At 37.9% G+C, this 19,004-nt stretch carries 21 protein-coding genes; all 21 read left to right on the top strand.

Annotated features, from left to right (window positions below; genetic code table 11):
• The first annotated feature begins 3 nt into the window (after positions 1-3).
• Positions 4-1,362 carry a tRNA (N(6)-L-threonylcarbamoyladenosine(37)-C(2))-methylthiotransferase MtaB gene (gene mtaB, locus ACRPLQ_RS21670; protein WP_367077784.1) on the top strand — a complete coding sequence of 453 codons (1,359 nt, stop codon included), beginning with the start codon at positions 4-6 and terminating at the stop codon, positions 1,360-1,362.
• Positions 1,363-1,588: 226 nt separating this feature from the next.
• Positions 1,589-1,762, top strand: coding sequence for a 30S ribosomal protein S21 (gene rpsU, locus ACRPLQ_RS21665; RefSeq protein WP_013059237.1), 174 nt, complete (start codon positions 1,589-1,591; stop codon positions 1,760-1,762).
• Between the two features lie 15 nt (positions 1,763-1,777).
• Positions 1,778-2,221: a GatB/YqeY domain-containing protein gene (locus tag ACRPLQ_RS21660; RefSeq protein ID WP_013059236.1), complete on the top strand. Its 444-nt coding sequence runs from the start codon at positions 1,778-1,780 to the stop codon at positions 2,219-2,221.
• Positions 2,222-2,399: 178 nt separating this feature from the next.
• Entirely contained in the window at positions 2,400-3,731 is a 1,332-nt protein-coding gene (locus tag ACRPLQ_RS21655; protein WP_367077785.1) for an NfeD family protein, read from the top strand.
• On the top strand, positions 3,731-4,714 hold the full coding sequence (floA, locus tag ACRPLQ_RS21650) for a flotillin-like protein FloA (protein ID WP_028411651.1): 984 nt from the start codon (positions 3,731-3,733) through the stop codon (positions 4,712-4,714). Before ACRPLQ_RS21655 ends, floA begins: the two co-directional genes overlap by 1 nt.
• A 31-nt stretch (positions 4,715-4,745) precedes the next feature.
• Positions 4,746-5,207 (top strand): hypothetical protein, encoded by a 462-nt coding sequence (locus ACRPLQ_RS21645; protein ID WP_033579678.1) that lies wholly within the window; start codon positions 4,746-4,748, stop codon positions 5,205-5,207.
• A gap of 59 nt (positions 5,208-5,266) precedes the next feature.
• Positions 5,267-5,551, top strand: coding sequence for a sporulation protein YqfC (gene yqfC / locus ACRPLQ_RS21640; protein WP_013059232.1), 285 nt, complete (start codon positions 5,267-5,269; stop codon positions 5,549-5,551).
• Positions 5,552-5,567: 16 nt separating this feature from the next.
• On the top strand, positions 5,568-6,755 hold the full coding sequence (gene yqfD / locus ACRPLQ_RS21635; protein ID WP_028411649.1) for a sporulation protein YqfD: 1,188 nt from the start codon (positions 5,568-5,570) through the stop codon (positions 6,753-6,755).
• Positions 6,756-6,758: 3 nt separating this feature from the next.
• The gene (locus ACRPLQ_RS21630; RefSeq protein ID WP_033579680.1) at positions 6,759-7,733 is read left to right on the top strand and encodes a PhoH family protein; all 975 of its coding nucleotides are present in this window, start codon (positions 6,759-6,761) and stop codon (positions 7,731-7,733) included.
• A 62-nt stretch (positions 7,734-7,795) separates the two neighbouring features.
• A complete protein-coding gene (locus ACRPLQ_RS21625) occupies positions 7,796-9,904 on the top strand; it encodes an HD family phosphohydrolase (protein WP_033579829.1) in 2,109 nt (702 codons plus the stop codon).
• Complete coding sequence (ybeY, locus tag ACRPLQ_RS21620; RefSeq protein WP_014458190.1) at positions 9,901-10,371, top strand: rRNA maturation RNase YbeY; 471 nt, start codon at positions 9,901-9,903, stop codon at positions 10,369-10,371. Before ACRPLQ_RS21625 ends, ybeY begins: the two co-directional genes overlap by 4 nt.
• The gene (locus ACRPLQ_RS21615; protein WP_016765589.1) at positions 10,355-10,726 is read left to right on the top strand and encodes a diacylglycerol kinase family protein; all 372 of its coding nucleotides are present in this window, start codon (positions 10,355-10,357) and stop codon (positions 10,724-10,726) included. The genes ybeY and ACRPLQ_RS21615 overlap by 17 nt, the downstream gene beginning before the upstream one ends.
• A 91-nt stretch (positions 10,727-10,817) precedes the next feature.
• On the top strand, positions 10,818-11,216 hold the full coding sequence (locus ACRPLQ_RS21610) for a cytidine deaminase (RefSeq protein ID WP_033579682.1): 399 nt from the start codon (positions 10,818-10,820) through the stop codon (positions 11,214-11,216).
• Positions 11,209-12,114, top strand: coding sequence for a GTPase Era (gene era, locus ACRPLQ_RS21605; protein WP_013059225.1), 906 nt, complete (start codon positions 11,209-11,211; stop codon positions 12,112-12,114). The genes ACRPLQ_RS21610 and era overlap by 8 nt, the downstream gene beginning before the upstream one ends.
• A gap of 155 nt (positions 12,115-12,269) precedes the next feature.
• Positions 12,270-12,413 (top strand): YqzL family protein, encoded by a 144-nt coding sequence (locus ACRPLQ_RS21600; protein WP_014458193.1) that lies wholly within the window; start codon positions 12,270-12,272, stop codon positions 12,411-12,413.
• A gap of 27 nt (positions 12,414-12,440) precedes the next feature.
• Positions 12,441-13,205, top strand: coding sequence for a DNA repair protein RecO (gene recO / locus ACRPLQ_RS21595; protein WP_033579683.1), 765 nt, complete (start codon positions 12,441-12,443; stop codon positions 13,203-13,205).
• A gap of 258 nt (positions 13,206-13,463) precedes the next feature.
• Positions 13,464-14,102 carry a helix-turn-helix transcriptional regulator gene (locus ACRPLQ_RS21590; protein WP_025750542.1) on the top strand — a complete coding sequence of 213 codons (639 nt, stop codon included), beginning with the start codon at positions 13,464-13,466 and terminating at the stop codon, positions 14,100-14,102.
• A gap of 33 nt (positions 14,103-14,135) precedes the next feature.
• Positions 14,136-14,939, top strand: coding sequence for a pyruvate, water dikinase regulatory protein (locus ACRPLQ_RS21585; RefSeq protein WP_014458195.1), 804 nt, complete (start codon positions 14,136-14,138; stop codon positions 14,937-14,939).
• Between the two features lie 311 nt (positions 14,940-15,250).
• A complete protein-coding gene (locus tag ACRPLQ_RS21580) occupies positions 15,251-15,721 on the top strand; it encodes a YaiI/YqxD family protein (protein WP_028411643.1) in 471 nt (156 codons plus the stop codon).
• Positions 15,722-15,762: 41 nt separating this feature from the next.
• A complete protein-coding gene (gene dnaG, locus ACRPLQ_RS21575; RefSeq protein WP_016765586.1) occupies positions 15,763-17,571 on the top strand; it encodes a DNA primase in 1,809 nt (602 codons plus the stop codon).
• Positions 17,572-17,636: 65 nt separating this feature from the next.
• Positions 17,637-18,770, top strand: a complete 1,134-nt coding sequence (rpoD, locus tag ACRPLQ_RS21570; protein WP_013059219.1) for an RNA polymerase sigma factor RpoD — start codon at positions 17,637-17,639, stop codon at positions 18,768-18,770.
• The last annotated feature ends 234 nt before the right edge of the window (positions 18,771-19,004 follow it).

Below are 19,004 nucleotides of genomic sequence, written 5' to 3'. Positions count from 1 at the left end.
ATTATGTCAACAGTTGCTTTTCACACGCTAGGGTGTAAAGTAAATCACTATGAAACAGAAGCAATTTGGCAATTGTTCAAAGGCCAAGGCTATGAGCGTGTTGAATATGAACAAACTGCCGATGTATATGTAATTAATACATGTACGGTAACAAATACAGGAGATAAAAAGAGCCGTCAAGTTATTCGCAGAGCTGTGCGAAAAAATCCAGATGCGGTTATTTGTGTAACTGGATGTTATGCTCAAACTTCGCCAGCTGAAATTATGGCCATTCCTGGTGTTGATATCGTAGTAGGTACACAAGATCGTGTTAAGATGCTTGATTATATTGAACAATTTAAAAAAGAGCGTCAGCCGATTAACGGTGTAGGAAACATTATGAAAACACGCGTATATGAAGAGCTAGATGTACCGGCATTTACAGACCGTACGCGTGCTTCGTTAAAAATTCAAGAAGGCTGTAACAACTTCTGTACATTCTGTATTATTCCATGGGCACGCGGTTTAATGCGATCTCGTGATCCTAAAGAAGTAGTAGCACAAGCACAGCAGCTAGTGGATGCAGGCTATAAAGAAATCGTGTTAACAGGTATTCACACTGGCGGATACGGAGAAGACATGAAAGATTACAATCTTGCCCAGCTTCTTCGTGATTTAGAGTCTCAAGTAAAAGGATTAAAACGCATTCGTATTTCGTCAATTGAAGCTAGTCAAATTACGGACGAAGTGATAGAGGTACTAGATCAGTCAGAAATGGTTGTACGTCATTTGCATATCCCTCTTCAATCAGGTTCAAATACGGTATTGAAGCGCATGCGTCGTAAGTATACAATGGAGTTCTTTGGCGAGCGCTTAAACCGTCTGAAAGAAGCTCTTCCTGGATTAGCGATTACATCAGATGTGATTGTCGGGTTCCCAGGTGAGACAGAAGAAGAGTTTATGGAGACGTATAACTTTATTAAAGAGCACGGTTTTTCAGAGCTTCACGTATTCCCGTATTCTAAACGTACAGGTACGCCAGCAGCTCGTATGACCGACCAGATTGATGAAGAAGTAAAAAATCAACGTGTGCACCGTTTAATCGAACTTTCAAACCAATTGGCAAAAAAATATGCTTCAACGTTTGAAGGAGAAGTACTGGAAGTAATTCCGGAAGAAAAATATAAAGAAGATCCTGAAAGTGGTTTATATGTAGGATATACTGATAACTACTTAAAGGTAGTGTTTAAAGCTTCAGAAGAAATGGTTGGAAAGCTTGTAAAAGTGAAAATTTCAAAAGCTGGATATCCTTATAATGAAGGTGAGTTTGTTCGCGTGCTAGATGAGGTTCATCTTCAAGATCAGGTGAAAATGAGCTCATAACACTTATTGGAAAGCTGCGTGTTTGCGCAGCTTTTTTCATACGTATAAAACAGCTGAGCGAGTAATGTTTTATCAAGAAAGTTCATAAAATAAAGGGGGAATAACTGCATTACTTTATGTAAAGCGGTTGACCTTAAGGAATCATTATATTATAATTGCAAAAGACATGTCTAACATGTCATTTCATTATGATGTTAGTGGTTTTGTTCGGAGGGAGGGAATTAGAATGTCAAGAACAGTTGTTCGTAAAAACGAATCGCTTGAAGATGCTCTTCGTCGCTTCAAACGTTCAGTTTCAAAAACTGGTACGTTACAAGAAGCAAGAAAGCGCGAATTCTATGAAAAGCCTAGCGTAAAGCGTAAGAAGAAATCTGAAGCTGCTAGAAAACGCAAGTTCTAATAAGAGGGTGGATTTATGAGTCTTCTCGAGCGTTTAAATAGTGATATGAAACAAGCGATGAAAAACAAAGAGAAAGAGAAGCTTGGGGTCATTCGTATGGTCAAAGCATCTCTTCAAAACGAAGCCATTAAGTTAGGCACTGACCTAACTGAAGCAGACGAGTTGACGGTTATTTCTCGCGAATTCAAACAACGTAAAGACTCCCTCCATGAATTTGAGAAAGCAGGTCGTCAAGATCTTGTTGATAAAATTCATTCTGAATTAGCGGTTTTAGAAGTTTACGCTCCTAAACAGCTAACTGAAGAAGAGTTATCTGAAATTATTAAAACGACGATTGAAGAAACGCAGTCTTCCTCTAAAGCTGATATGGGGAAAGTTATGGGAGCGCTTATGCCGAAAGTAAAAGGCAAAGCGGATGGCTCTCTTGTTAATAAGCTTGTCCTTCAACACTTATCATAAAAAACACCTTACCTTGTGTAAGGTGTTTTTTATATAGATAATATACGAACGCATGTTTTGTTTCTCTAGTGCAAAGAATAAAATAGATAAATTTTAAAAAATTTGAAACTATTGTTAAAGTTATTCGTATATACAGATACATACTCATACTATCTATGGAAGGAGGGAAGTGTATTCGGTGAAAACCTTATTTTCTTTCGTGTGCTTTCTTATTTTAGCCACTGGGTTATTCCCCACTATTAGCACCGCTGACGTGAAGCATGTACACGTTATTCCTGTCAATAAAACGGTAGAAAATGGACTGCTTTCTTTTTTAAACAGATCCATTGAAGATGCGGAAAATGACGGTGCAGATTTGATTATATTGGACATAGATACTCCTGGAGGAGCTGTAGATGCAGCTTCTGAAATAGCTAAAAGCTTAACCTCAACACCTATTCCTACCGCTGCTTTTGTCGACAAAAAAGCATTATCGGCCGGAGCGTATATTGCACTTAACGCCGATCAAATTTATATGACACCCGGTTCTACAATGGGATCGGCAGCTGTGATTGACCAACAGGGAAATGCAGCAGGAAAAAAAGCTCAGTCCTACTGGTTATCGGCTATGAAGAGCGCAGCAGAACAAAATAACCGAAACCCTAAATATGCAGAAGCGATGGCAAACACAAAGATGGTCATACCTGAGCTCAACTTAAAAGGAAACGAATTGTTGACGCTAACTCCGAAGCAAGCCGAGCAAGTTGGTTATTCAGAAGGAACTGTAAAAAATTTAGATAATCTCCTGAGCGTGCTTGGCTATGAAGATGCTAAACTGACGTATGCAAAAATGAGTGTAAGTGAACAAATTGCTCGTTTTCTTACCCATCCGCTTGTTGTTCCCATTTTATTATCTATTGGTGCTTTAGGAATTGTAATTGAATTGTTTACGCCTTCATTTGGTATTGCGGGCTCGATTGGAGTAGCTTCACTTCTTTTATTTTTCTATGGTCATATGGTAGCAGGATTAGCAGGAATGGAAGCCCTCGTTTTATTTATAGCAGGAATTATACTGCTTCTATTAGAGATTGTAGTGCCAGGCGGCGTTTTAGGGCTGCTAGGGCTTGGAGCTATCATTTTAAGTTTTTTTATGTCAACAGATAATAATGTCGAAATGGGAATTTCTCTTGTAATTGCAATAGTGGTGGCACTGGGAGGTGCGTTTGTGATGATGAAATTTTTTAAAAGAAAGCTTACACCTTTCAAAAAAATGGTGCTTAATGATTCACTTAATACCGAATCTGGTTATGTATCGAATCAAAATCGGTATGAATTAATAGGAAAACAAGGTAAAACAACAACACCGCTGCGTCCTTCAGGCACCGTGCTCATCGATGAAGAGTATGTGGATGTAGTCACTGAAGGCGGATATTTAGACAAAGATGTGTTAGTAAATATTATAAAAGTAGAGGGATCAAGGGTTGTGGTGCGGAAGCTCACAGAGCCTTTGAAAAAGGAGGACCTTAATTAATGGAAGCAGGTAGCGTATTGTTTTTTGTAGTTATTGGCCTAGCAATTATTGCTTTAGCTGTTTTTTTCACTTTTGTACCGATTATGTTATGGATCTCAGCATTAGCAGCAGGCGTTCGTATTAGTATTTTCACACTGGTCGGAATGAGACTTCGTCGAGTGATACCATCTCGCGTTGTAAACCCGTTAATTAAAGCAAGTAAAGCCGGTTTAGGTATTACCATTAATCAATTAGAAAGCCACTATTTAGCAGGCGGTAACGTGGACCGCGTGGTAAATGCGTTGATTGCAGCGCACCGAGCAAATATTGAGTTAACATTTGAGCGCGGAGCAGCTATCGACTTAGCGGGCCGTGATGTGCTAGAAGCTGTACAAATGAGCGTTAATCCAAAAGTTATTGAAACACCTTTTATTGCAGGGGTGGCTATGGATGGAATCGAAGTCAAAGCAAAAGCCCGAATTACCGTTCGTGCAAACATTGATCGACTAGTAGGGGGAGCTGGAGAAGAAACGATTATTGCCCGTGTTGGCGAGGGGATTGTTTCTACAATCGGTTCACAAAAAGATCACAAAAAAGTATTGGAAAACCCTGATATGATCTCTCAAACGGTTTTAGGAAAAGGGTTGGATTCCGGAACAGCGTTTGAAATCTTATCCATTGATATTGCTGATATCGACATTGGTAAAAATATTGGGGCAGTTCTTCAAACAGACCAAGCAGAAGCAGATAAAAATATTGCCCAAGCAAAAGCCGAAGAACGTCGTGCTATGGCCGTTGCTCAAGAACAAGAAATGCGTGCAAAAGTAGAAGAAATGCGTGCAAAAGTAGTAGAAGCAGAAGCAGAAGTACCATTAGCGATGGCAGAAGCACTGCGCTCTGGCAATATTGGCGTCATGGATTATATGAATATTCAAAACTTGACTGCTGATACGGATATGCGTGATTCAATTGGAAAAATGTCTAAAGAAGACGATGAGAAATAATGAATCAGTTTAACAAGGAGGTTTTCTCCTAATGAATATCGTTGAAACGCTTATTAAACTAATTATTAATAATGCTTTCATTTTTGTCATCATTGGAGGGATTATTTTTAACGTTGTGCAGCGTTTTATGGCTCAGTCAAAAGAGGAAGAACAGCAGCGTTCTAAAAGAGCTCCTATGCCTCCTGTAAACAATCCTTCAAGGCGGGAAAGACCTAGATATCGCCCTGTCAAAGAAGAGCCAAAAACAGCTCGTATGGAGCCAGAAACTGTTCCTTCAGCGGAAACAAATCCTTTGCAAGAAAAACTGGAAGAGCTAAAAAACCGTTCGTATCATGAACCTTCTATTCAAAAGAAAATCGCAGTTGAAAAACCAAAAATAACTGATGAGAAAAACGTTTTTAAGCCCATTTCTCGTAAAGAAGCTGTTCAAGGAGTGATATGGTCCGAAATTCTAGGGCCGCCAAAATCGAAACAACGTAAATATAAACGATAAATAGATGTGATACATTAACCCCCTTTCTCATAAACATGAGATGAAAGGGGGTTCTTTTTATGAGCAAAAAGTGGAGACACCAAATGAAAAGATGGATGACAAAAACAATGGAACTACCCGCTGATGTATTAATGGATCTTCCCCGTATTACGTTAGTTGGACAAATACACATTTATATTGAAAATCATAAAGGTTTATTAGCCTTTTCTGATACTGAAATACGCGTGTTACTAAAACAGGGACAAATGTTAATTCGAGGTGAAGGACTGGTCATTAAAGTAATACTGCCAGAAGAACTGGTTTTAGAAGGTAAAATCAATCAAGTTCTTTATTTAGAACAATAACACAAGGAGGAAAAAAATGAAGAATGGATGGACAAACTTTGTTATTGGTACCGTACGTATTCGAATTGTTGGAAAAGGAATTGAACGTTTTTTAAATAATTGTGTGAGACAACAGATTATGATTTCGAATGTCCATAAAGTTGACGGTCAGCTAGCGACAGCAACGATATTATTGAAAGATGTAAAGAAAATTCGTATACTAATTCGCAACGCAGACTGTAAAATTTATTTTATAAGAGGCCGAGGTTTTCCTTTTTTAACAAAACGAGTGATTAAAAATAGTGGATTTGCTTTAGGTTTTCTTTCTTTTTTTATTATTCTTGGTTTGCTTTCCAACATGGTGTGGAAAGTGGAAATTAGCGGTGCAGAACCACAAACAGAACATCAAATGACGAAGCAGCTGGCCAAAATAGGTGTAAAAAGAGGAGAGTTTCAATTTCTGTTAGAGAGTCCTGAAAAAATTCAGCGCTATTTAACGGATAATATGAACAATATTACCTGGGTGGGAGTAGAAGTGCGCGGCACTTCTTATCACTTCCAAGTGGTTGAAAAAAATGAGCCCAAGCCTCAGCAAAAAACACCTTACCAACATTTAATTGCTAAAAAGAAAGCTATTATTACGAATTTGTTTGTCGAAAAAGGACAACCTTTAGTCAAGGTTAATGATTTTGTCAACGAAGGCGAGGTCTTAGTTTCCGGTATTATTGGAAACGAAAAAAATAAAAAAGTAGTAGCTGCTAAAGGAAAAGTCTACGGTGAAACATGGTATAAGTCTGAGGTGGAAGTGCCTCTAAAAACTGATTTTCAAGTATTAACGGGTAATGGATATACGAAGCACTATTTAGATTTTCAAGCTTTTAAAATGCCTCTTTGGGCTTTTAACAAAGAGAAATACGGCTCAAAGGTGACAGAAAAAGTGGAGCATCCACTCTATTTTTTTAAATGGAAATTACCTCTGTCGTATGAGAAAGTTGCTGTACGAGAAGAACAGAATTCGCAGCGCGTCTATTCTAAACAAGAGGCGGTGGAAAAAGCTTTGGAAATCGGTCGAAAAAAATTACTATCAACTTTAGGTGAGGATGCTAAAATAAAAGGTGAAAAAGTTTTGCACCAAGAACAGGACAATGGTAAAGTTAGATTATCAATACATTACCAAGTTATAGAAAATATTGCGAACACTCAACCAATTATTCAAGGAGATTGATGAATGTCAGAACAGCTAGTAACAATTAACGTACAACTTGATGATTCAAACGAAGCCATTTCATTATTTGGCGTACAAGATGCGAATTTAAAGCGAATTGAAGAAGAAATGCAGGTCTCGATCATTTCAAGAGGTGAGACTGTTGTAGTCTCCGGAAGTACAGAAAATGTTCAGCTAGTGGAAGAAATGCTTAAAAAGTTACTGAACATTATCCGCAAAAATATTTCCATATCTGAACGAGATGTTGTGTATGCGATTCAATTAGCTAAGAAAAATTCTCTCGAGTTTTTTGAAGATGTATATGAAGAAGAGATTGGTAAAAACGTAAAAGGTAAGACTATTCGTGTTAAGACATTAGGACAAAGTCACTACATTTCTGCTATTAAGAAAAATGATTTGGTATTTGGAATTGGGCCTGCTGGTACCGGTAAAACGTATTTAGCCGTTGTCATGGCCGTTAATGCTCTTAAAAATGGTCACGTACAGCGTATTATTTTAACACGTCCTGCTGTTGAAGCAGGTGAAAGTCTTGGCTTCTTGCCAGGAGATTTGAAAGAAAAAGTGGATCCGTACTTGCGGCCTCTGTACGATGCATTACATGATGTATTAGGAACAGAACATACGCAACGCCTAATCGAACGCGGAGTTATTGAAATAGCACCCCTTGCTTACATGCGAGGTCGTACACTAGATGATGCGTTTGTTATCTTAGACGAAGCACAAAACACCACGATGGCGCAAATGAAGATGTTTTTAACACGACTAGGATTTGGGTCTAAAATGGTGATTACAGGAGATATTTCACAAATTGATTTACCAAAAGGAGCTCAGTCTGGTCTAGCGGCTGTCTCGAAAATCCTGACCAATGTTAAAGGTATTTCGTTTGTTCATCTAGAACAGTCAGATGTTGTGCGCCATCCACTTGTGGGACGCATCATTCAAGCGTACGAACAAGCTGACCAAAAGACCCTTTCTTAATAGGGTCTATTTTTTGTAAAGGGGGTACGTTTGTGTCAACGTTTCGGATAATCAAGCAAACAATGGCACAGATCGAGCGATTACGGTTAATTCAAATTGGGTTATATGCCTTGTTAGGTATAATGATGTTTGCGTCTATGTATAGCAATGTAAAGCCGCAGGAATTAGATCTCAGACTATTGTCTATTTCCCCGCAAACCATTTACTCACCCGTTACCATTGAAGATAAAGAGAGCACAGAGAAAAAACGGGCAGAGGCAGAACAAGCCGTTGAAGATGTGTATACACAAAAAACAGAATACGCACAGAACCAAGTCGATCTTGTTGCATCTATTTTTGATGCGATGATGGAAGTTAATACAGAATATGAAAAAGAAGATCATGAAGATGACAGTATCGATGCCGTATTAAAAACCAAACAAAAAATGTTAGAGGACAAGCTTCCTGAAGACATTCAAAAAAACTTGCCAAAGGATACCATCAAGCAGCTGCTTCAGTCTTCTAACAGTGATTTATCGATTGCGAAAGACGCTGTAGTTACAGCCGTTCATCATGTGATGAAAGATCAAGTGAAGATTAGCGATGTAGAAGAGAAAAAAGACCAGGTAGAAGGTCAGCTTGTTTACACCAATGTCAGCAACTCCCTAAAGGATTCAATGAATGCAATTGCTAAATTCGCTATCATTCCAAATGTGATTTATGATCCCCAAAAAACAGCTGAAAACCGTCAAGCAGCTGTGGAAAAAGTGGAGCCTGTTCGAATTAAACAAGGTCAGATTATTGTAGAAGAAAATCAGCTTATTAATCCTGATATATATCGTCAGCTCCAGCTCGCGGGATTGTTGAATAATAAAGGATCTATTCAGCCTTTTGCGGGATTAGCTTTGCTGATTGTGATGATGATAGCGGGCCTCATTTACTATTTGCGTGAATTTCACACCAAGACATATCAGCCCTTGTTGTTGTATGTATTGGTAGCAACCATTACGATTGGCCTCATGAAAATCTTAAGCGTGTTTCAGCAAATTGATTTATCGGAAATAGGTTTCTTAGCTCCTGTTGCAGTGGGAGGTTTGCTGATTCGAATTTTAATGGATGAACGCATTGCTATTTTATCAAGCATTGTATTTGCTATTTGTGGAAGCATTATTTTTAATGGTGAATTGACAACCTCGTTTAATATGAACATCGGGATCTACTTTTTAATTAGCAATATTGCTGCTATTTTATTTTTAAGCAGGCAGCACAGGCGTTCACGGATTTTGCAGGCAGGTCTATTTGTGGCTATGGTAAACGTAATTATCAGCTTTGCTATTATTTTTATTAAAAATGGCCAAATTGGCACTGTAGAGCTTGGCTATTACAGTATGATGTCAATTGCATCTGGTGTTATTGCTTCCGTTTTAACTATAGGTTTGCTTCCGTTTTTTGAAAGTGGATTTGGCATTTTATCTACGATGAAGCTGATTGAATTATCGAGTCCTAATCATCCGCTATTACGTAAAATCTTAACCGAAACACCGGGAACGTATCATCACAGTGTAATGGTGGCAAACTTATCTGAAGCGGCGTGCGAAACGATAGGAGCTAACGGTTTATTAGCGAGAGTGGGGGCTTATTACCACGATATTGGTAAAACGAAGCGACCGCAGTATTTTATTGAAAATCAAATGAATATTACCAATCCGCATGATAAACTAAGTCCGAAGACTAGTAAAAATATTATAATCGCACATGCTACAGATGGAGCGACCATTTTGCGAAATCACAAGTTTCCAAAAGAGATTGTAGATATTGCAGAGCAGCATCACGGAACGACCCTGCTTAAGTTTTTCTATCATAAGGCACTTGAACAAACAGAAGAAAAAATTGATGAAAAAGAATATCGCTATCCTGGACCAAAGCCTCAGTCGAAAGAAGCAGCGGTTATTTGCATAGCTGATAGTGTAGAAGCAGCCGTAAGGTCAATGTCCAATCCGACTCCGGAAAAAATTGAGAACTTGGTGCGAAATATTATTAAAGACCGCTTGCAGGATGAGCAGCTTAGCGAGTGTAACGTAACGCTCAAAGAGCTAGAGTTAATTCGCCAAGCACTATGTGAAACTTTAAATGGGATTTTTCATTCCCGAATCGAATATCCAGAGATAAAAAAAGAGAAGGTGAAGGTATGAGTTTAGTTATTGATTTTATTGATGAAACAAACGAAGTGAGTGAAGAACAGCAAAAAGAGCTTGAGCAGCTGCTTGAAGCTGCTGCTATATATGAAAATCTGCAAGAGGATGCAGAAGTATCCGTTACATTTGTGGATAATGACCGAATTCAAGAAATCAATCATCAATACCGCCATAAAAATCAGCCAACGGATGTAATATCGTTTGCGCTAGAAGAAATGGGCGAAGATGAAATGCAAATTATCGGAGATGAGATGCCAAGGGTCCTAGGGGACATTGTCATTTCGATTCCAAAAGCTCATGAGCAAGCAGAAGAATACAATCACTCGTTTATGAGGGAGCTAGGATTCTTGACGGTTCACGGTTTCTTGCACTTGCTTGGGTATGACCATGAAACATCAGAAGATGAAAAAGAGATGTTTACACGTCAAAAAGATATTTTAGAACAATATGGACTCTCGCGATAAAAAAGGGATAGCTAAAGTTGTCAGTAGCTTTGGTTATGCAATAGAGGGGTTTCTCTATGTTTGTAAAACACAGAGAAATATGCAAATTCACGTAGCAGCTTCTTTCATCGTCCTTCTCTTAGGAGCCGTGCTGTCAATTACAGCTGGTGAATGGACGGTTGTGCTGCTTCTCATTGCAGGCATGTTCAGCTTAGAGTTAATGAATACAGCGGTGGAAAAAGTTGTCGATTTAGTTTCTCCTGAATATCACATACTAGCAAAACACGCAAAAGATGCAGCCGCAGCAGCGGTGTTGGTCTATGCGTGTTTTGCTGTCCTTATAGGAGGAATTATTTTCTTAAAGTATTTGTTTTAAAAAGGATTCTTTTTGGTTCTTTACACCCCCGTGGTATAATAAAAAAGGACAAGTTAAAAGACATGTAGAAGCGCAAAAGGAGAGCGGATAAATGGATAAGACCGGACTGATTGATGAGGCGAAAAAAGCTCGTGAAATGGCTTATGTACCGTATTCAAAATTTAAAGTTGGTGCAGCTTTATTGACGAAAGATGGAAAGGTTTATCGCGGCTGCAATATTGAAAATGCGGCTTATAGCATGTGCAATTGTGCTGAGCGTACGGCTTTATTTAAAGCCTATTCAGAAGGAGATAAAGAGTATGCAGCACTTGCTGTAGTAGCTGATACTGATCGTCCTGTTTCTCCGTGTGGAGCATGCAGACAAGTAATCTCTGAGCTTTGTCCAAAAGAAATGAAAGTTATATTAACCAATTTAAAAAATAACATACAAGAACTAACTGTGGAAGAATTACTTCCAGGAGCATTTTCATCGGAGGATTTACATGAGTAATAATGAATTTAAGTCAGGTTTTGTTTCAATTATTGGAAGACCAAACGTAGGGAAATCAACTTTTTTGAACCGAGTAATCGGTCAAAAGATTGCGATTATGAGTGACAAACCGCAAACAACTAGAAATAAAATTCAGGGTGTGTACACGGAAGATCAGGCGCAAATTGTGTTTATTGATACACCAGGAATTCACAAACCAAAGCATAAATTAGGCGACTTTATGATGAAGGTAGCGCAAAATACGCTTAAAGAAGTAGATTTAATTTTATTTATGATTAACGCAACAGAGGGTTTAGGTCGAGGCGATGAATTTATTATCGAGCGTTTAAAAGATACAAAAACGCCTGTTTTCCTTGTGATTAATAAAATTGATGAAATTCATCCAGACGAATTGTTTTCAATTATCACGAATTATAAAGACTTATATCCTTTCGCTGAAATTGTGCCAATTTCAGCTTTACAAGGAAATAACGTGGAGCGCTTGCTTGATCAAATCAAGCAGCGATTGCCGGAAGGTCCGCAGTATTACCCGGCAGATCAGGTAACAGATCACCCAGAGCGCTTTATTATTACGGAATTAATTCGTGAAAAAGTACTGCATGCAACGAGGGAAGAAATACCTCATTCTATTGCCGTTGTGATGGATTCTATGCAAAGACGAGATAATGGCGCTGTTTACGTCGGCGCTACAATTATCGTCGAAAGAGATTCACAAAAAGGCATCGTAATTGGAAAGCAAGGAAAGATGTTAAAAGAGGTAGGAAGAAAAGCAAGAGCAGACATTGAAGCTCTTTTAGGTTCAAAAGTATTTTTAGAACTATGGGTAAAAGTGCAAAAAGATTGGCGAAACCGAGCATCGCATCTCCGTGACTTTGGATTTAGAGAAGACGAATATTAATCATTTGAGTTCTTGTTGGCGTCGATTTATACCCCTTCATAAAAGAAGGTAATTTGTAAAAAATTGTGTTACATGATTTTACGTCGGAAGGCTATTCTAAACATAAGGAATTGAAATATGTATCTGATCTTTATGGTTAGAAAGGTGGGAGTTCTATGTTGAATTTTACTTGGAACATTTTTTCACAAACAGGTAGCATTGATACTTATCTCATTTTTAAGGAACTTGAAAATGAAGTGAAAGAAAGACCCGAAACATATGAGGACAACAGCGAAAGTCTCAATTCTCCCTTGTCTTAGCCTTCTGTAAGATGGCGGTGATGATGATTGTTTAAAAAGTGCGAAGGAATTGTCATTCGAACGAATGATTACGGTGAATCAAATAAAATTGTCACCATTTATTCACGTGAACTCGGAAAAGTGGGTCTTATGGCAAGAGGGGCAAAAAAGCCCAGTAGTCGCTTAGCTTCCGTCACACAATTATTTACGTATGGATACTTTTTTATACAAGCAGGTTCAGGAATGGGTACTCTCCATCAAGGAGAAGTTATCTCATCTATGAGAAGCATACGCGAAGATATCTTCACAACAGCGTATGCTTCTTATATTCTTGAATTAACAGATAAAGCTACTGAGAACAATAAACCAAATCCATTTCTATTTGAACTGCTGCACCAAACCATTCATTATATGAACGAAGAGTATGATGCAGAGATCTTAACATTTATTTATGAAATGAAAATGTTAAACGTTCTAGGTCTTCATCCTACATTAAATGAATGTGCAGTCTGCCATCAAGGTGAAGGAACATTTCATTTTTCCATTCGAGAAGGCGGGTTTATTTGTCATCGATGCTTAGAAAAAGATCCTTATCATTTGAAAATTAGTCCGATGACGGTTAAACTATTAAGGCTATTTTATTACATTGATTTAAAGCGGTTAGGTTCTATTTCTGTTAAACCCGAAACAAAAAAACAATTAAAGTTTGTAATTGATCAATATTATGAAGAATATTCAGGATTGTTTTTAAAAACAAAGCGGTTTTTGAATCAGATGGAGTCTTTAAAACAATCGCTCTCTGATAAGAAATAGAAAAGATAATCAGTGATATGCAAGGAATTGCTGTCGCTAGGGTGCCTCGTAGTGTGTAGAGGACACCCTTTTTACTGTGGAGCGAAGGGATAGTTTCGCTTATTGTAAGCGTAATGTCTGCTTTTTTTGAGAAGCCATGGTAAAATAAACGGCATTCTAAAAAGATAAAATGCTAAAATTAATAAGTTATAGCTTTTACTTTTGCTTAAAAAGTATATAATGTTTTATAAATAGTATGTCACATTTAATGATTAGGTGGTGAGTACAATCGAACTGAACAAACGACAAGAACAAATTTTACAAATTGTCAAAGACGAAGGCCCTATTACAGGCGAGCATATTGCAGATCAGCTTAGCCTTACGCGGGCCACGCTAAGACCGGACTTGGCTATTTTAACAATGGCTGGTTATCTAGAAGCGCGACCGCGCGTAGGTTACTTTTACACAGGTAAAACAGGAGCACAGCTTCTTACAGATAAAATAAAAAAAATACAGGTGCAAGAATATCAGTCTATCCCTGTAGTCGTGAACGAAAATGTGTCGGTATATGATGCTATTTGTACAATGTTTCTAGAAGACGTGGGGACCCTTTTTGTAGTGGATGAGAAATCACAGCTAGTGGGAGTACTGTCGCGTAAAGATTTATTGCGCGCGAGTATCGGAAAGCAAGAGCTCACATCTATTCCTGTTCATATTATCATGACAAGAATGCCCAACATTACATATTGTTATCGCGAAGATTTGTTAATTGATATTGCTAAGATCTTAATTGAAAAACAGATTGATGCTATGCCCGTTATTAAAGAGGGAGACGGCAATTTTGAAGTGGTGGGACGCATTACCAAAACAAATATTACAAAATTACTAGTAGCACTAGCAAATGATGAAGTATTATAAGTGAAAAAGGATTAAAAAGGGGATGCACAAAATATGAACAACCCATGTCTTTATGTCATTTCGGATTCTGTAGGTGAGACAGCTGAACTAGTTGTAAAGGCTGCATCAAGTCAGTTCAATATGACGGACTTTGTAATTAAAAGAGTACCTTACGTAGAGGACATTGCAACACTTTCAGAAGTGGTTTCAGTAGCGAAGTTGAACAACGCTATTATTGGCTTTACGCTAGTAAAGCCCGAAATGAGAGAATTTTTAATTCAAGAAGCGTCCAAAAACGGGGTAGAGGTATTTGATATTATTGGACCTTTAATTGATAAAATTCAATCTTCTTATCAACTTTCTCCTCGCTATGAGCCTGGAATGGCTAGAAAGTTAGACGAAGATTATTTTAAGAAAGTAGAAGCGATTGAATTTGCAGTGAAATATGATGATGGGCGTGATCCAAGAGGCATTCTTAGAGCGGATATCGTATTAATCGGTGTATCAAGAACATCTAAAACACCTCTTTCTCAGTTTTTAGCACACAAGCGTTTGAAAGTAGCCAACGTTCCGATTGTACCTGAGGTAGATCCACCAGAAGAGCTGTTTCACGTATCACCTGAGAAGTGTATAGGGCTTACTATCAGTCCTGAAAAATTAAACGATATTCGTAAAGAGCGTTTAAAGTCTCTTGGGCTAAACGATAAAGCAATTTATGCTAATATTGGCCGTATTAAAGAAGAACTTGAATTCTTCCAAGGAATTGTAGATAAGATTGGCTGTGAAGTGGTTGATGTATCCAACAGAGCCGTAGAAGAAACAGCTGGTATCATTCTCAATACCATCAAAAAGAAATAAACGATGAATCTCCTCTGTGCGTGACAGAAAGGAGATTGCTTTCTTATGTTTGTATGCTGTAAGCCTAAGAAAATATACCAAAGATGAATATGACAGAACTTTTAAAAACAAGTGACTTTGGTATAGAAAATATAGGTTGTTTATATTATAATAAAAAATTGTGATAAAAAAGAATAGTTTTAGGTTTAGACTTTGTTAAGAACGAATAAACTATTTATATAAAAGTCAAGTCAAAATCCAAAAAAGTATTCGACAAATGCCATCTACAGGAAATAACAAATTGTTAGAAGGAATCTCTGGAGGGATGTAGAATACAGAGTTATAGCAAAAGAAAAAGTAAAGTTTTTGTCGATGCTGATGCATGCCCTGTTAAAGCAGAAATCGTTGAACTTACACATACATATGACATCGAGCTTGTGTTTGTTGCTTCCTATGCTCACATGCAAACAAATCCTACACCAGGAAAATGGGTCTATGTAGATGCAGAAAAGGAAGCCGCAGATTTATATATTTTAAATCACGCAGCCAAGCAGGATATTGTCGTAACTCAAGATACTGGCTTAGCAAGCATGTTAGTAAGTCGAGGGGTTTACGCACTGTCTCCTCGTGGAAAGTACTATAATGACGACGAAATGAATACGGTGCTTTTCTTTCGCTATGTTTCTGCAAAAGAGCGACGGTCAGGGCGTCATACTAAAGGCCCAAAGGCATTTAGTGAAGAAGATCGCCAGCATTTCATTCAAGCTTTTGAAAAAATGTTGTCGAAACTTGCAGGAATTTAGCACTTAGTGAAGAATATTATATGAAATACGGAGCTGTTACTATGGCAAATCGAATTCCTGATGAAGTAATCGACCGTATTCGGCATTCAGTAGATATTGTCGACGTCATAAGCGATTATGTACAACTAAAAAAACAAGGGCGCAATTATTTTGGACTCTGTCCGTTTCATGGGGAAAGCACACCATCTTTTTCAGTATCGCCTGATAAACAAATTTATCATTGCTTTGGATGCGGTGCAGGAGGGAATTCATTTTCATTCATAATGGAATTAGAAGGACTGTCCTTCACGGAAGCAGCTCAGCAGCTTGCTGAAAAAGGAGACATTCCTTTTGAACATGAGATACATCCTCATGAAGAAGATAATCAAAAGCCTAGCAATAAAATGATTGAAGCACACGAGCTTTTAAAGAAATTTTACCATCATTTATTGGTAAATACAAAAGAAGGCCAAGATGCTTATGATTATTTAATAAATCGAGGGTTTTCACGAGAAATTATCGATGAATTTGAGATAGGTTTTGCTTTAGATTCGTGGGAATTTGTAAGTAAGTTCTTAACAAAACGTGGGTTTAATCCGCAAGAGATGGAACATGCAGGTTTAATCATTAAACGCAACCAAGATGAAACGTACTTTGATCGTTTTCGCGATCGAATTATGTTTCCTATTGCTGACTTGCAAGGCAAAACAATTGCATTTTCAGGGCGCCTGCTAAAAGAGATAAAAGGGCAGCCTAAATATTTAAACAGTCCCGAAACTTCTATTTTTAACAAAAGTCGCACACTCTACAACTTTCACCGCGCTAAAAAACATATACGCAAAAATCAGCAGGTTATTTTATTTGAAGGATTTGCAGATGTTATTTCAGCTGTTAAAGCGGGGTGCCCAAACGCAATTGCAACAATGGGAACTGCCTTAACAGAAGAACAAGCCAAAATTATTCGCCGAAATGTAGAGTCCGTTATCATTTGCTATGATGCAGATTCTGCTGGAATTGAAGCAGCGCACAAAGCAACTGCTATCTTAACAAATGTGGGTTGTACCGTTAAGATTGCTGTGATGCCGGATGGTTATGACCCGGATGATTATATTAAAGAATACGGGGCAGAGAAGTTTCAAAATGATGTTATTAATAGCAGCTTGACCTTTATGGCATTTCAAATGAGGTATCTCCGCCGAAAGCGAAATCTACAAAATGAATCTGAACGTATGCAATACATTGAAGACGTTTTGAAAGAAATAAGCCTCCTTACAAAAGCTGTAGAGCGAGATCATTATTTACGCCAATTGGCACAAGAGTTTTCCATTTCATTAGATGCGCTTAAAGAACAGCAGTATCAAGTGTATCGAACGGAAAAAAAGAAAAAGGATAATGATTCTCCAAATCGAAATAATATAAATAGACAACCAGTCGTAAAGAGAAGCTTATTACCGGCTTATCAAAATGCAGAACGTTTTTTGATCGCTCATATGTTGAAAGATAAGGATGTAGCATTTAGAATTCAAGACCGACTTCAAGGTCAGTTCAATGTCGAAGAACATCGTGCGCTTGTTCTATATTTGTATGCCTATTACGAGGAAGGACACGAGCCTAATCCGAGCGGATTTATTGAGCGGTTGCCCGAATCTTCGTTGTCTAGTCTAGCTTCAGAATTGGCGATGATGTCAATCAATGATGAATTGTCGGAGCAAGCTTTGAATGATTATATCCAAACGATATTGATTTATCCACAAAGGGTAGCGATAGAAAAAAAAGAAGCAGAAAAGCAAGAAGCAGAGCGTCAAAAAGATTATTTAAAAGCTGCGACAATAGCAATGGAAATTTTACAGTTGAAAAAAACGTTAAAATAAACGATGTTGCGTATTAGTCCCACTTTTAGAAGGTTTTCCTTAAAATTTTGGAAGGAGGGGATCTGATGGCTGAAAAATCAGCTCAATCAAAACAACTTGATTCAGATTTAACAATTGAACAAGTAAAAGATCAATTGACCGAAATCGGAAAAAAACGTGGTGTGCTAACATACGAAGAAATTGCAGAGCGTATGGCGAACTTCGAAATTGAATCCGATCAAATGGATGAATATTATGAATACCTTGGAGAACAAGGTGTTGAAGTAATGAGTGAATCTGAAGCAAATGATGACGATGCCGATCCCGATATTCAAGAACTGTCAAAAGAAGAAGAGTTTGATTTAAATGATTTAAGTGTACCTCCTGGTGTGAAAATTAATGATCCAGTTCGTATGTACTTAAAAGAAATCGGACGCGTTGACTTATTGTCGGCAGAGGAAGAAATCAATTTAGCAAAACGTATTGAAGAAGGCGATGAAGAAGCGAAACGTCGTCTTGCTGAAGCAAACTTACGTCTTGTGGTAAGTATCGCTAAACGCTATGTTGGACGCGGTATGCTGTTTCTTGATTTAATTCAAGAAGGAAACATGGGTCTTATTAAAGCGGTAGAAAAATTTGATTATCGCAAAGGTTATAAATTCAGTACGTATGCGACATGGTGGATTCGTCAAGCTATTACTCGTGCGATTGCTGACCAAGCAAGAACGATTCGTATCCCTGTTCATATGGTTGAAACGATTAACAAACTAATTCGTGTTCAACGTCAGCTTCTACAAGATTTAGGTCGCGAACCATCTCCTGAAGAAATTGCAGAAGATATGGACTTAACACCAGAAAAAGTTCGTGAAATCTTAAAAATTGCCCAAGAGCCGGTTTCTCTTGAAACGCCAATTGGTGAGGAAGATGATTCTCATTTAGGTGACTTCATTGAAGACCAGGATGCAACATCACCTTCTGAACATGCTGCATATGAATTATTAAAAGAGCAGTTAGAAGACGTCCTTGATACGTTAACAGATCGCGAAGAAAATGTTCTTAGACTCCGCTTTGGTCTGGACGATGGGCGTACGCGTACGCTTGAAGAAGTAGGAAAAGTATTTGGCGTAACGCGTGAGCGTATTCGTCAAATTGAAGCTAAAGCGCTTCGCAAGCTTCGTCACCCTAGTCGAAGCAAACGTTTAAAAGATTTCTTAGAATAGATAAAAGCGTAAATAGTGCTTATGAGATAGCTTCTTTCCCTGCGGAAAGAGGCTGTCTGTTTTTTTATGGAATAAATTTCATGAAAACGCATTTTAAAGAAGTATATTGATTTTTTTACCAACTTTTCTTCTTTCATATATTTTACTGAATTGTCCTTCGTTTTGCAAATGCTCCTTTATATTCTTTTGTTATAGAAGCGTAAGATGTTCAAATTTCATTTAAACATCCGAAAA

The sequence above is a fragment of the Priestia sp. TRN 1309 genome, assembly GCF_050846875.1.
Classification (GTDB): Bacteria; Bacillota; Bacilli; order Bacillales; family Bacillaceae_H; genus Priestia; species Priestia zanthoxyli.
The sequence above is the reverse complement of the archived record's forward strand: the minus strand, read 5'-3'. Positions and strand labels throughout refer to the sequence as shown.

Coding starts and splice junctions, on each gene's coding strand:
- ACRPLQ_RS21600 (WP_014458193.1), top strand. CDS start 12,270: ATGTTGAATTTTACTTGGAACATTTTTTCACAAACAGGTAGCATTGAT.
- rpoD (WP_013059219.1), top strand. CDS start 17,637: ATGGCTGAAAAATCAGCTCAATCAAAACAACTTGATTCAGATTTAACA.
- yqfD (WP_028411649.1), top strand. CDS start 5,568: ATGAAGAATGGATGGACAAACTTTGTTATTGGTACCGTACGTATTCGA.
- ybeY (WP_014458190.1), top strand. CDS start 9,901: ATGAGTTTAGTTATTGATTTTATTGATGAAACAAACGAAGTGAGTGAA.
- mtaB (WP_367077784.1), top strand. CDS start 4: ATGTCAACAGTTGCTTTTCACACGCTAGGGTGTAAAGTAAATCACTAT.
- ACRPLQ_RS21660 (WP_013059236.1), top strand. CDS start 1,778: ATGAGTCTTCTCGAGCGTTTAAATAGTGATATGAAACAAGCGATGAAA.
- ACRPLQ_RS21625 (WP_033579829.1), top strand. CDS start 7,796: ATGGCACAGATCGAGCGATTACGGTTAATTCAAATTGGGTTATATGCC.
- floA (WP_028411651.1), top strand. CDS start 3,731: ATGGAAGCAGGTAGCGTATTGTTTTTTGTAGTTATTGGCCTAGCAATT.
- ACRPLQ_RS21645 (WP_033579678.1), top strand. CDS start 4,746: ATGAATATCGTTGAAACGCTTATTAAACTAATTATTAATAATGCTTTC.
- era (WP_013059225.1), top strand. CDS start 11,209: ATGAGTAATAATGAATTTAAGTCAGGTTTTGTTTCAATTATTGGAAGA.
- ACRPLQ_RS21630 (WP_033579680.1), top strand. CDS start 6,759: ATGTCAGAACAGCTAGTAACAATTAACGTACAACTTGATGATTCAAAC.
- dnaG (WP_016765586.1), top strand. CDS start 15,763: ATGGCAAATCGAATTCCTGATGAAGTAATCGACCGTATTCGGCATTCA.
- ACRPLQ_RS21610 (WP_033579682.1), top strand. CDS start 10,818: ATGGATAAGACCGGACTGATTGATGAGGCGAAAAAAGCTCGTGAAATG.
- ACRPLQ_RS21585 (WP_014458195.1), top strand. CDS start 14,136: ATGAACAACCCATGTCTTTATGTCATTTCGGATTCTGTAGGTGAGACA.
- ACRPLQ_RS21615 (WP_016765589.1), top strand. CDS start 10,355: ATGGACTCTCGCGATAAAAAAGGGATAGCTAAAGTTGTCAGTAGCTTT.
- rpsU (WP_013059237.1), top strand. CDS start 1,589: ATGTCAAGAACAGTTGTTCGTAAAAACGAATCGCTTGAAGATGCTCTT.
- yqfC (WP_013059232.1), top strand. CDS start 5,267: ATGAGCAAAAAGTGGAGACACCAAATGAAAAGATGGATGACAAAAACA.